We start from the raw sequence: 13,869 nt of genomic DNA on the forward strand, positions 1-13,869 counted from the left end.
ATTGGAAGAGTATGAGATTAAAGTGTTATATAAAATTTAAAATATTAATTTTATTTTCTTTTATTTTGTTTGCTTGTGCATCAAGTCAAAAAAATACTGATTATGCATTTGAAAGCAGACCTTTTTTAAAGGAATATAAAAGGTATTCTTTAACATCTGGTGAAGTAAATCCGGCATTGGATGCTGTAATTGATAGAGAAGGTACTTGGATTTATTATTCAAGAGAAAATGCCGGAAATACAGATGTTTTTGCAGTAGATTCATATACTCTAGAAACTTATAGATTGACTAGAAGTCCTGGAATAGATACATCTGTTTCTGTTGATGATAAATCAAAATATATAGTATTCTCTTCAACTAGAGATGATGCTTTTGGAGATATTTATTTATTTAAGCTTTATAACCTTGGTATAAGAACTTCTAAAAATAATTTAGAAAATTTAGAGCAGAGTATTGTAAGACTTACTGATTATAAGGGTTATGATACTGATCCGGTTGTTTCTCATAAAGGTAATTCTATAGCTTTTATTTCAGACAGGGATGGCGGAGTTAAAAAACTTTTTACTGTTAAGCCTAATGGTAAAGATGTTCAGAAATTATCAGATATTGAAGCTAGTTCTCCTGCATTTTCTTTCGATGATACAAAAATAGCTTTTATTACTTCTAAAGTAGGTGAAAGATATTCTCAATTAGTTTTATTAGATTTAAATTCAGACACTAATTCTCAAACTAATTTAACTATACTTACAGATACAGAAACATTTAAATTTAATCCTACATTTTATAATGATGATACAATTATTTTCTTTGAAATAGAAAAAGATTCTGATAAAGACGGAAATTTAACTTATTATGATAAAAGACGTTTAATGTCATATTCTTTAGCAACTCATCAATATTATGTTTTATCAGAAGATACTCAATTAACTACTTTTAATGTTGCTTATCCTTCGGCTTTAGTAGGAGCTTATGTTGTAAGCGAAGATGGTACAAGTATAGTTACAATGGGGTCTACTAAAGAATATTTTATAAAAGATGATAATTCTTCAACTATGTATAATAGTTTTGTGGAACTTCCATATAACAGAAAAGTTGATGTTATAGATAGGTTTGCTGAATATTTTCCTTTTTCTGAAGATCAGAATAATGTTGCTAAAGCATATTTTAATATGATGATATCATCATATACTAATAATAATATTAAGGAATATAATAATACTAAAAAAGTACTAATATCAGAATATCCAGATACATTTCCTGGATTTTTGACATCAAAAATAGATGAAAATTTTGATACTAATAATAATTGGTTTGATATAGAATCTTACACAAATGAATATTTTTTAACTAATAATGATTTAGAAATGACAAATTTAATAGCTTGGTCAGGATATATATCAGCCAATGAAAAATATAAAGTTAATAAAAATAATGAAGATACATTTGCAATACTTAGCGAAATTCTTAATTTAAATATTAATAAAGATTTATATTTGCTTATAGCTAAATTATATGCTCATTCAGTTGAAGATAGCGGATATATATATCCTGATGATGATGATATTTATAATAATCCTTATAAGAGAAAAGATTTATTATTTTCAGACAGATTAGAGATTGCAAAAGATTTTATAAAAGATTCAAAAATTTCTTATGATACTATAATAGAAAATGCTCACCCTTATGCTCCTTTAGCTGTAGCTACAAGACTTATATATTTAGACGGACTTATACTTTCAAGAAATTTTGATGATGCTACGAATTTATTCAAACCCTATGTTGAATCTAAAAATGATATAATGCTTGCCTTAGGATATTATGCTAATGCTAAGGTACTTATGGCACAAAAAGATGATGGTGCTTATGCTTTATTTAAAGAAGCATTAAGTTCAGGAGGAAAGAATTTTGATTCTACTTATGAGGCTCAGTATTGTAAAGATACATTAGCTGATTATTATAAATCTCTAGCAGATAAAGCATATAATGAAGGTAAATATGCAGCTGCTTATGATAATTATAATGAAACTTTGAAATATAACCCTAATGATACTTCAGCATCATCAAGAGTTATAGAGAGCGGACTTAGAGCTTATAGTACAATAGAATCTCTTGAAGAAACTATATTTGAGAGAGAGAGAAATATTTTATCAACTAGATACTCTTCTCATGAAGCACATGCAGAACTTGCAAATGCTTATTATTATTTGGCTAATAGATATTATGGTATAGCTGTATCAAAACAGTATAGTCCTGAACGTTATGTTGTAAGTGAGAAAAAAAGAGAAGATGGATTTTATTTGTATTTAAATAAGGCTTTTGATACTATAGTTGAGAAAGCTACTTCATATATTAATTTTGCCATATTCTTATATCCAGATGAAGAAAATTATTATGTAAAAAAGGCTGAGATGCTGACATTTGCTCAGGCTTTAAGAATGCAGGTTCTTCAAGATGAAAAAATATCTAAAAGTGTAATAGAGTTAGTGCCGGCTTATAAAGATAATGCAATTACCAATGGTCAATATATGGGCTATAATATGCTTGCATTCCAAACACAAAATTTGGATTCAGAAATTATAGATTCATTAATAATGGCTAAAAGTAAAGTAAGAACTAAACCTAATGTTGTATCTATAATGCTTGCTAATTCTTATTTGATAAATGGAAGATATTCAGATGCAGTTAATGAATATAAAGAAGCTGAGAGTCTTCTAAATCAGGCTGGCTCAGATAAAAGTAAGGCTTGGTATCATTTCTTTTATGGTTATTCTTTATGGATGAATAATGATATAAAAGGAGCTTATAGAGAATATGAGAAAGCTCGTGCTTTATTTGAAAAATTAGGTGATAAGGAAAGTGTATATAAAATAGTTGGATATACTTCAGTTGCTGCTATAGAGCAAGAAGATTATGAAAAGGCTATAGACTCTTTACTAGAAAGGGATAAACTTACTAAAGATGATGTTAATAAAAATGAACTTAATCAGCTTTTACTTGCTGCATGTTATTTAAAATTAGAAGATTACAATAATGCTTTGGCTTATTGTGATAGTGTAAAGGCTCAAATAGATAGTTTGGATTCTTCTGTTTATACTCCGAATTATGTTAGTATAACTTTATATGGTGCTAATATTAATGTGGTGAATTTGGGACTTGCTTCATTTGGAGGATATATCCCTGGAGAACCTTTAAACGTAGATAAACAGCAGATGCTTTATTCTATATATCAGGAATTGTATGAGAAAATGGGAAGATATTCTGAAGCTAGAGAGGCTTTATCTTCATACCGTAATTATATTATTCAGGATAAGCCTAAAAAATCTATTCAGCCTTTAATGCTTGCTACATATTATAATAATGAAGGATATCTTTATTACAGACAGGGAGATCAGTCAAATTCTATTATGTCTTTCAAAACATCTATAGAAGAATATCAGAAAACTTTAGATAAAAAAACTTTAGAAAATAATCCTAGTCTGCAGTATCAGAATGCTGAAAATGATGCTAAAAACTATTTAAGTTTATCATCTTTATATTTAAGATATTTATCAGAAAATGATTTAACTTCTATTAAAAGAGAATTCTTTATAGAATTATTTAATACCACTAAAACACTTCAAATATTATCTACAAATAATGTTGTAAGTACAAAGGATAGATTATTATTATATTCTCATATAGCAGCTTTCAATTATATAATGGCATTCAAACTTACAGCTGATAATAGTGTTAATTATAGGAAAAAACAATCTGATGATCCTACAGATATGAGAGATCATGATGTTAATGTACAAAGATTATCTATGCTTAAGGATGCTATAGATAGATATAAATATATTTTGTCATCTAATTCTAATTTTCCAGTGGATTTAAAAACAGAAATTATTATAAGATATAATTTAGCCAAAGCTTATGAATTGGCAGGATATATAGAGGAAGCGGCAAGAGAATATATGTCAGCATTCTCAAAAGCACAGACTTCTGCATTTGCTGTTGAAGAAATTGCAATACTTACTACCTTGATTGATTTCAGCTCTAAATATAGAAATAGATATCCTGATAGTTTGGATTATCCTGTGCAGTATGTATTTAGAATATTAAAGAGATTAAGAGAAAGTGTATTTATGATAACATTTGTAGAAGATAATAACTTTATATTAAGACAGGCTAAATATAAAGTTATAGAGTTTTTACAAGACAGTTATCCTGATGCTAGTATCAATATACTTGCTATGTTTGATGCTATTGATATGCGAAGGAAATTTTTAGATAGAAGACTTTATACTTTGGGTGAGAATAATTATTATCTTAGAGAATATTATAAACTTTATGAAAAAGCTTTATACTCATATCAAATGTATTTAAATTCTGTAGCTACTCCTTATGACAGTAAGATGGAAGCTGCTATGCTTAAAGAAATATCTAAATTTGAAAAAGAGGCAATAGAAAAATTCTCTAATACTCCTATAGAGCCTATAGTTATATGCGATGTTAAACCTGAAGATATTGATAAATCTATGCGTAAAGATGAAACTCTTATTTGGGATACTTATTTAGGATATAGATTTATTAGAGAAAATGGAAAAACTAAATTCTATATGCAGACTAATGCTATGCCTAAAACTAAAAACTATGTTACTCATATAGGATTCAGACCTATTGTTATAAGCAATAAAAATATTTTTGTAAGAGAATTGTACGATTCAACAGAATATATGCTTCCTGCAAAAACTGCTTATATAGATAGTAAATTAATAGCATTCTTTAGAACTACTAGAAATGCTCAAAAAGAAATAAATAATAGTATGACTATGGCAAGCAATACTAATGCTACTAATAATGTTTATAGTTATAATAATTTGCAAAATGATAATGAATTAAATAATAATTTATATATGAATGTTTCTTATAATCCTGAAGAAACTAATAGTATGTCTTCAAATGATATGTCTACAAATATGACTTCTACTAATACAGTTTCTACAAACAGGAGAAGAAGAGGCAATTTCAGATTTATAGAGTTAAAAGATATCATTACTAATTCTTATGTTCCATTAGTTACAGATATAACAGGGGCTTCTGCTTCCGATATATCTAATATAATGAAAAAGAATTTATATATAGTTTATTGCGATAATGAAACATTTACAAATAATAGAAGAGTTATAAGAAATATAAATAATATAGCTTTAGTTGTAGGAAAAGGCGGAAAAGATTCTAGAGTAATGTTCTATACTAATTATTTCAGAAAATTATCATCTAATTCATTAGAAGTTAGCATGAAAGGCTATGATAATAATATGTTTACTGTATATGGAAAGCCTGACTACAATGTATCTTCATTATCAAATGCAGCTTATGAATTTAAAACTAGACTTTATAATTCTTATTCTGCAAGTGCATCTCCAAGTATGACAATGATGTCAAATGTTATTGCTTATTCTCAAAGCGATAATGAAAAGATGCTTAATTATGCTAGAATTGTTGAAGACAGATATGAGGTTAGAGATACAAATACAGCTTATTTATTCTCTGAAGAAGGTTATAAATTCTTTGCGAGTTCATATACTAATATAAGCGATTCTAATGCTTACAGATTTATAAAAGCAATGCTTCCTGTTTATAGAAGAATGGGAGAAGAAGGGGCAGTTAAAGGTGCTAACAGAGCATTGCATTTTATGTATTTGTATACTAATAATAATTATGATTTAATAGATGAATACTTTACACCTAGAACTTTATCAAGATTCTTAAAAGCTAAAGATGATCCTAAAGAGTCTGTAAGATATTTAAATTATATTGCAAATAGGGTAGACGGAGAGAATAAAGATAAAATTTTAGAAGTTGCCGTTCTTTATGACTTAATATATGCTAATACTCCTATTGATACAGTAACTAATTTCTTGAATAGAATGCAAAATACAAATGAGGTATTAACTGTTGCAAATACTATAATGAATAAAGATGCAACTAATGAAAATGATATATTCACTACTATGAATTATATTTATGGAAATCAATATATATTTGAAACTGAAACAGTAGCAGATTTTGCTAATAGATTCTATTCATTATACAAAACTAATTCAGCTTATATATATGGATTATTAAATAAAATAAGAGTTCCTGAAAGTAATTTTGATAATAATATAAAAGATGCTTATGAAATATTCTCTAATGAAAATACTAATACTATGTTTATATTCTATGCTTATGAGGATAATAAATATGCAGCTTATAGTTATGTTATAGGCGACAGCGAAGTTAAAAAAGCCGTATTGATAGATAGGGATAAACTCAATACATATTTAAATAGCTTTACAAATGTAGCAAAACCAAGGGATAGAAGAAATTCATTAAAATCTATTCAAAGTGCTATGCTTTCATCTGATATAATTAAAGATGCTGAAAGAGTGAAGACTATATATATAACAGGTTCTGCTGCTAATTTATTTACTGTTCCTTTTGCATATTTGGAGGCATTCCAGAATAATGATGTTATAAAAATAAGAGAGTTCCAGTATTCTCCTTTATCTATTTTAGATGTTGGTAAGCCTTCTATAAAACTTAATACTGAAACTAACTTTTATACTTCATTAGAAAGTTTGGCTGTAAAATCATTTGATAATGCTAATGGAAAAATACCTTTAATGCATTATATAGGAATAGATACAAATAGAAATAAGCCTTATGATGATATGGATATTTTCTTATCTCCAGCTAGAAATAATGATATAAACAGATATTTAAAAGCTAGAAATGATACTAAACTTTTATTTACATACACAACTAATGCTTCAGGTGATTATTATACTGTGATGAAGTACTTATATAATAATTTTGATAAAGGTATAATTGATTCATACAGATATATAAAGACATATAGAGTTCCTGTTAATGCTATAAATCCAAATGACAGGGATACTTTATATATGGCCAATTATGCTTTATTTGATTATATACTTCCTGGTATACCTAAGAATTATGTTGATAAATAAATTTTACTTTATTAGCGATATTTATCTTTTTTAGTAAAAATTATTTACTTTTTCTTGACATTTTATTTACAATGTATTATAATATTATTATAATTAATTAATAAAGGAGTGTTTATGAAAAAGATACTTATCGCAATTATTAGTATTTTTATAATGCAATTCAGCACTGTTTTCGCAGATTTTAATGGCGGTATAGGGATATATATACCATTAGGAGCATCCATTTCACAAAGTTATCAGGAACATAAATTAGGAGTTAATAGCAGCGATGGTAAATTAACTACTGATGCTGCTTTTGAATGGGGTATTGGAATAACTCCTGGTATATACAATGGTTTTGATAATTATATGGGTTTCTCTATAGCATTGGATTTAGCTTATCATAGAGATGTTTATGCCTTTAATGAAAGCAAAGCAGCAGGTACTACAGGTCAATATCAAAATGTAAAAACAACTTATTATTTTGACACGTTAAATATAGGCATACTTCCTAAATTTAATATATATAACTTCTTTATAGGAATAGGGGCAGGAGTGAAAATTCCATTGGCTGGAGGAGAATCTACAAAAAATTATAATGCTACATATAATCAATTTGAAACTTCTAATGCTTATTATACTTTAAATGATATTAAAAATAAATATCAAATGTCAGTAATTCCTTATCTTAAATTAACATTGGATTATTTATTCTTCTTTAGTGATGAAACAGCTTTAGGATTAGGACTTTATGTTGGGTATGATTTCGGACCAGGAAGAGTTAATGACTCAAGATTCAATAAAAATGATTATGGTGCTGTTGATATAGGCGGACAATTCAGCTTCTACTTTGTAGACAATTAATATATATTCTAAGTAGTTTTTTAAGCAGGGTATTTATTATCCTGCTTTTTTATTTAACTAATATATTTACCAATGAAATTTTTTATTGTATTCCAATATAAATCTTCATTACTGAAAACAGCAGATATATGATGACCGTCTTTTATAATGAGTTTTTCTTTTTCAGATGAACAAGCATCATAAAGTTTATTAACCATATTATAATCTACAAGTTCATCTTTATCGCCATGTATAAAAAGAATAGGTATTTTTGACATTGCTACTCTTTTTTTTACATCAATATTTTTAAATGAAAAACCTAATCTTATTTTTGACATTAATGATGTTGCTTCAACTATTGGAAGAAAAGAAAATTTATATGCCATGTCTAATCTTCTTTTTAATTGTTCATATGCATTTGTAAAACCAGCATCTTCTATTATTGCCTTTACATTATTAGTGTTATCTTCATTACAGCACATCATGACAGCATTTGCTCCCATAGAAATTCCATAAAGAATTATTTGGCTATCATTATAATTATCATTTATATATTTTATCCAAGCTAAAACATCCAATCTCTCTAAATATCCTAAAGAATATATTTTTCCTTCGCTTTCTCCATGAGTTCTCAAATCTATTGCTAATACATTAAATCCCATATTATAAAATTTTTCTATAAAATATTTCATATATGAGCCTCTTGCTTCATAAGGGTGAACTATTATAACATATACATTGCTGTTATTATTTATAAGATGAGCATGCAATTTTAAATTATCGCTTGAAATAGTGTAGACATCTTTTTGAGAGCTTTCAAACCATTTTCTTCTCTCTTCTTTGATTCGTTTTTTTTCTTCGCTTTCTTCCTTATTGCTTTCTTTTCTTTCAAATAGTTTTTTATTTGTTTTTATTAGAAGTTTATTAACGAAGTGATTTGAAATTATTGTTAGTATTATTAATAATAAAATTATTATAGAAAGTATTATATATAATATATATTGCATTAAATATCCTTAATTGATAAATCAATGCAATATATATTATATTTTTTTATTAACTTTGCAATATGGTATTTATCAACCTAAAGCCACATCTAAAACCATCATTATAGCGAATCCGAATATAAAGCCGAATACACCAAAATGATTATGTTCTTCTGCAACAGCTTCAGGCACAAGTTCTTCTATAACAACATACATCATAGCACCAGCAGAAAAAGCCAAAGCTATTGGAAGTATGATTGTGAGTTTTGTAACAGCCAAAGCACCTATAACGGCAGCAATAGGTTCTACTATTCCTGATATTGCACCGAGTGAAAAAGATTTTAATTTTGATACCCCTGTTGTTTTGAGAGGAAGAGAAACTGCAGCACCTTCAGGGAAATTCTGTAAACCTATACCAAGTGCTAAAGCTAATGCAGCATTGAATGTTACTCCGCTGTCCCCAACAGAAAAAGCTCCGAATGTTACGCCTACTGCTAAACCTTCAGGTATATTATGTAAAGTTATAGCTAAGAATAATAGTATGCTTTTTGATAATTGAACTTTAGTACCTTCTGTTTCTTCATGACCATTTACTATATGCATATGAGGCATTACTTTATCCAATACCCATATAAAAAATGCCCCTAATAAAAATCCTGCTACTGGTATTAACCAATTAGGAAGATTAGTATTTTCTGATAATTCTATTGAAGGTGCAAGCAATGACCAGAAACTAGCTGCAGTCATAACTCCTGCTGCAAATCCATACATAGTTGCTAATAATTTAGGTTTTATTTCTGACATAAAGAAAAATACAAGTGCTGAGCCTAATGCAGTAAATGCAAAAGTTATACCGCCTCCGAATAATGCCAACGATACAGGTGAATAATTTTCTATCATTTTTATACCTTTTGTTTTTATTTTTTATGAAATTATTATATATATTATGAAAATTAATTTCAATACTTATTGATAATAATTACTAATAATATGATTTATTTTTTTATTATAATATAGATTAATTTTTCATTTTAATTTATTATATTTATATTGTAACAGTTTTTTAATTATAAATTATATTTTGATTATTAGGAGAATTATTATGAGTAATTATAATGAAGATAAATATTTTGATAAAGATTGTATATTTTGTAAAATTATAAAAGGAGAAATTCCTTCACAGTTTATAAAAGAAAATGAATACTGCGTGGTATTTAAAGATTTAAATCCTAAAGCAAAAGTACATTTACTTGTTGTACCTAAGCCTCATGTTAAAAATATATTGGAAACAGATGAGTTTATAATGAATAAGGTTCTTGAAACTATAAAAGAAGTTGCTAAAGAACAAGGTTTGGAATCTTTTAGAATAATGAATAATTGCGGTGCCGGAGCAGGTCAGACAGTATTCCATGTTCATTTCCATATACTTTCAGGCGATAATTTAGAGGAATAATAAAAAATAGATTATAATTGGAGTTAACATAATGATAGACAGTCATTGCCATCTTACATATATATCTAAAAAAAGCAAAGAATTAGAAGAAGTTTTAGAGCGTGCTAATAAGGCAGGAATATTTTATTTTGTGGATATAGGAGTTCACCCAGATGATATAGACGAACGTATGTTTATATTATCCGATGCTGAAGGTGTATTCTTTAGTATGGGTTATTATCCTGATTATGCCAATGAAAATGATGAAGACACTTTAAAAGCTTTTGAATTAAAAATAAAAAATTTAAATAAAAAAACATTAGAGAAAAGAAATAAATCAATATATGCTGTAGGAGAAATAGGACTCGATTATTATCATAATGAAGATAATAAAAATGAACAAAAAGCATTTTTTAGAGCTTTATGCGAGGCAGCAAAAAATGTTGATTTGCCTATATTGATTCATAGCAGAGATGCTTTCAAAGATACTTTTAAAGTTCTTAGAGATGCAGATTTGCCAAAAAGAGGAATATTTCATTGCTTTAGCGGAAATGTAGAAGATGCAAAAAATGCTTTGGATTTGGGATATATATTATCTTTTTCAGGATCTTCAACATATATGAAAAATGATTTTATAAGAGATGCTGTAAAATATGTACCTAAAGATATGTTCACAATAGAAACTGATGCTCCTTATCTTACTCCTCAAAAGGTTAGAGGCAGAGCAAATGAACCATCTTTTATTCCTTATACAGTAGAAGTACTGGCAGAGGTTAGGGGAGAAAGCAGCGAGGATATTATGAGAACTGCTTTAGAAAATGCTGTAAGAGTTTTAGAATTGCCTATTGATTTGAATAGAATATGATTGATATAAAAAAGCTCTCAATAATGTAAAAACTATTATCGAGAGCTTATTTTTAATTAATATTATCTTTAATTAATAGATTTAACAACTTCTTTTAATTTGTTTAAATCATCAGCATTAGGGTGTCCCATAGCATTATCATAATTTGCTAATTTAGCTTGAACAACTTTTTTCTCATCTTCGCTTGCAGCTTTTTCAAGCATGTTCTCTAAATTTTTCTTTTGTCCGTCTATCCATTGACCCTGACAAGCATAAGTGCCAATTAAATTATTTGAAGCATCCAAGAAAGTTTTAGCAGGATTAAGCATTTTATCATAATAAGCCTGATTATCACCATAACCAACAGTCATAAATAAGAATACTTTTTTATTTTTTAATGTCTGCATAAATTTTCCAGCAGCTTCATCGCAAGTACCTTTATAGCTTCCAGCACCAACGAATACTATATCTGAATCATTAACTTTAGCATTGTCCACTGCATCAGGCTTTACACATTGAAGACATTCTCCATTAGCAGCTTCTTTTATAGCCAAAGCCAATTTTTCAGTATTTCCGCTTTTACTTGTATAAACAATAGAATATTTCATTTTTTAACTCCTTTTGTTAGATTATTCTAATTTATTATAACATTTTTTAAAAGTTTAGCAATATACTGTATAGTAGTATTTTATTTATTTTTTATATTGACTATTTTTTGATACTTGCTATTGTATGTAAAATATGTTATAATATGGAAATTATAAAGTGAAATTTATTATATTATTATTTAATAGAGTAAATCAAGGAGAAGGCAAATGGAAGTTATCTTAAAAAAAGATTTTATATCATTAGGTTATGAAGGTGATATATGTAAAGTAAAAGACGGCTATGCAAGAAATTACCTTATTCCAAGAAATATAGCAGTAGTAAAAAATGCTGCTAATTTAAGAACTTTAGCTCAAATGCAAAAAAGCTTAGAAAAGAAAAGAGCTAAAAGAAAAATGGAAGCAGAAATATTAAAAGGTAAAATTGTAGACATTACTGTTGTTATACCTATGAAAGTTGCTGAAAACGGCAAATTATATGGTTCAGTAAGCCAACAAACTATAGTTGATGCTTTGAAAGAAAAAGAAATTGATATAAACAAACGCGATGTTCATATGGAAAAACATATAAAAGAACTAGGTGACTTTGAAGTTGAAATCAAATTATACCATAGCGTTAATGCTAATATCAAAATTAAAGTTGTAAATGTAGATGAAAATCCAGCTGCAGAAGAAGTTAAAGAAGAAAATAATGCAGCAGTTGAAACAGCATCTGCAGAAGCTTAAGTAAAAAGCTAATATCCAATTAATAGGCATAATATTTAATGAATAATACACCCTGCTCAATAGAGGCTGAAGAGTCTCTATTGGGTGCCATGCTTCAAAATTCTCAGGCTGTATCTGTCGCTATATCCAAAATAAAATCTACTGATTTTTACAGTGAAAGAAATCGTATGCTCTATGAAAGCATTTTAGAAATGCATAATAGAGGAATAGCGATAAATGCAGAAACAACTTTGAGATATCTTAAAGAAAATGGTTTATTTGAAAAAATCATTCAAAATGATGAAGCATATTTGATTCGTATTATAGATGGAACCCCTTTTCATCAGAATGCAAAATATTATGCTGAAATTATTGCAGAAAAATCATTATTAAGAGATTTGATAACTGTTTCTCAGGATATACAAAAATCAGCTTATGAGGCAAAAGATGCTGAAACTAAAGATATTGCTGATTTTGCTGAGAAGAAAATATTTGAAGTTACTCAAAGAAGACTTGATAATGATTTTATTCATATAAGAGATTTACTTTATGAAGCTTTAACTACAATAGAAAGCAGAAAAAAACATAAAGGTACTGTTACAGGAGTACCTTCTGGTTTTATAGCACTTGACAAGGTTACACATGGTTTTCAGCCATCAGATTTAATAATATTGGCTGCAAGACCTTCGGTGGGTAAGACTAGTTTTTCTTTAAATATAATAGAACATGTCATTACAAATATAGAAACTTCTAACTTCGGTATTGGTTTCTTTTCTCTTGAAATGAGCAGAATGCAGCTTGTAGAAAGATTGATTGCAAGTAAGGCTAGAATAAGTTTATCTAGGATAAGATCCGGAGATTTAGAGAAACAGGAATGGACTAAACTCGGACAAACTTTTAATAGCCTATCTCAGGCAAATTTATTGATAGATGACTCAAGCCAATTAACTATTATGGAAATAAGGGGAAAGGCTAGGCAAATGAAATATAAATTTGCTGAAATGAGTAAAACAACAGGCAAGGAAATAGATTTAAAATTAATTGTTGTTGATTATTTGCAGTTAATTCATTCCGGTTCTAATGCTAGAAGAAATGGTACAAGAGAGCAGGAAATAGCTGATATTTCAAGAGGGCTTAAAGCATTAGCAAAAGAGCTTAATGTACCTGTTATATCTTTGGCACAGTTATCAAGAGCCGTTGAACAAAGACAGGATAAACCGAGACTTTCAGATTTAAGGGAGTCAGGTTCTATAGAGCAAGATGCTGACATAGTTATGTTTTTGCATAGACAAAAGCCTAATAAAGAAGGCAAAGATGATGAAGTAATAGATGAAAAAACTAATCAAGTTGAAGTTATACTTGCAAAACATAGAAATGGTGCTATACATGATGGCATACCGCTTCACTTTATAGCAGATCAAACAAGATTTGAAAATATTTATAATAGCAGCGAGTCTTAATTATAAGGAGCAATTTT

9 protein-coding genes are annotated in these 13,869 nt (G+C 27.9%); 6 read left to right on the forward strand and 3 right to left on the reverse strand.

Annotated features, from left to right (window positions below):
* Positions 1 to 11: 11 nt before the first annotated feature.
* Both BINT_RS05710 and BINT_RS05715 read left to right on the forward strand, forming a co-directional pair.
* Positions 12 to 6,998 carry a PD40 domain-containing protein gene (locus BINT_RS05710; protein WP_200859225.1) on the forward strand — a complete coding sequence of 2,329 codons (6,987 nt, stop codon included), beginning with the start codon at positions 12 to 14 and terminating at the stop codon, positions 6,996 to 6,998.
* A gap of 114 nt (positions 6,999 to 7,112) precedes the next feature.
* Positions 7,113 to 7,841: a hypothetical protein gene (locus BINT_RS05715; protein ID WP_041177291.1), complete on the forward strand. Its 729-nt coding sequence runs from the start codon at positions 7,113 to 7,115 to the stop codon at positions 7,839 to 7,841.
* 53 nt (positions 7,842 to 7,894) lie between these two features.
* Here BINT_RS05715 and BINT_RS05720 read toward each other — a convergent pair whose 3' ends face one another.
* Positions 7,895 to 8,827, reverse strand: coding sequence for an alpha/beta hydrolase (locus BINT_RS05720; RefSeq protein WP_014487602.1), 933 nt, complete (start codon positions 8,825 to 8,827; stop codon positions 7,895 to 7,897).
* A gap of 72 nt (positions 8,828 to 8,899) precedes the next feature.
* Positions 8,900 to 9,706, reverse strand: a complete 807-nt coding sequence (locus tag BINT_RS05725; RefSeq protein WP_014487603.1) for a ZIP family metal transporter — start codon at positions 9,704 to 9,706, stop codon at positions 8,900 to 8,902.
* A gap of 202 nt (positions 9,707 to 9,908) precedes the next feature.
* Here BINT_RS05725 and BINT_RS05730 point away from each other — a divergent pair, with 202 nt between their 5' ends.
* Entirely contained in the window at positions 9,909 to 10,259 is a 351-nt protein-coding gene (locus BINT_RS05730) for a histidine triad nucleotide-binding protein (RefSeq protein ID WP_014487604.1), read from the forward strand.
* A gap of 31 nt (positions 10,260 to 10,290) precedes the next feature.
* On the forward strand, positions 10,291 to 11,103 hold the full coding sequence (locus BINT_RS05735; RefSeq protein WP_014487605.1) for a TatD family hydrolase: 813 nt from the start codon (positions 10,291 to 10,293) through the stop codon (positions 11,101 to 11,103).
* 68 nt (positions 11,104 to 11,171) lie between these two features.
* Here BINT_RS05735 and BINT_RS05740 read toward each other — a convergent pair whose 3' ends face one another.
* Positions 11,172 to 11,690: a flavodoxin family protein gene (locus BINT_RS05740; RefSeq protein WP_014487606.1), complete on the reverse strand. Its 519-nt coding sequence runs from the start codon at positions 11,688 to 11,690 to the stop codon at positions 11,172 to 11,174.
* Positions 11,691 to 11,897: 207 nt separating this feature from the next.
* Here BINT_RS05740 and rplI point away from each other — a divergent pair, with 207 nt between their 5' ends.
* Both rplI and dnaB read left to right on the forward strand, forming a co-directional pair.
* Positions 11,898 to 12,413, forward strand: coding sequence for a 50S ribosomal protein L9 (rplI, locus tag BINT_RS05745; protein ID WP_014487607.1), 516 nt, complete (start codon positions 11,898 to 11,900; stop codon positions 12,411 to 12,413).
* A 38-nt stretch (positions 12,414 to 12,451) separates the two neighbouring features.
* Positions 12,452 to 13,852 (forward strand): replicative DNA helicase, encoded by a 1,401-nt coding sequence (dnaB, locus tag BINT_RS05750; protein WP_014487608.1) that lies wholly within the window; start codon positions 12,452 to 12,454, stop codon positions 13,850 to 13,852.
* Positions 13,853 to 13,869: the final 17 nt, after the last annotated feature.

Source organism: Brachyspira intermedia PWS/A (assembly GCF_000223215.1).
In the GTDB taxonomy this organism is placed as follows: Bacteria; Spirochaetota; Brachyspiria; order Brachyspirales; family Brachyspiraceae; genus Brachyspira; species Brachyspira intermedia.

Bases quoted from the DNA above. Each gene is read 5' to 3' on its own strand.
- BINT_RS05715 (WP_041177291.1), top strand. From the start codon at position 7,113: ATGAAAAAGATACTTATCGCAATTATTAGTATTTTTATAATGCAATTC.
- BINT_RS05720 (WP_014487602.1), bottom strand. From the start codon at position 8,827: ATGCAATATATATTATATATAATACTTTCTATAATAATTTTATTATTA.
- BINT_RS05730 (WP_014487604.1), top strand. From the start codon at position 9,909: ATGAGTAATTATAATGAAGATAAATATTTTGATAAAGATTGTATATTT.
- rplI (WP_014487607.1), top strand. From the start codon at position 11,898: ATGGAAGTTATCTTAAAAAAAGATTTTATATCATTAGGTTATGAAGGT.
- BINT_RS05710 (WP_200859225.1), top strand. From the start codon at position 12: ATGAGATTAAAGTGTTATATAAAATTTAAAATATTAATTTTATTTTCT.
- BINT_RS05725 (WP_014487603.1), bottom strand. From the start codon at position 9,706: ATGATAGAAAATTATTCACCTGTATCGTTGGCATTATTCGGAGGCGGT.
- BINT_RS05735 (WP_014487605.1), top strand. From the start codon at position 10,291: ATGATAGACAGTCATTGCCATCTTACATATATATCTAAAAAAAGCAAA.
- BINT_RS05740 (WP_014487606.1), bottom strand. From the start codon at position 11,690: ATGAAATATTCTATTGTTTATACAAGTAAAAGCGGAAATACTGAAAAA.
- dnaB (WP_014487608.1), top strand. From the start codon at position 12,452: ATGAATAATACACCCTGCTCAATAGAGGCTGAAGAGTCTCTATTGGGT.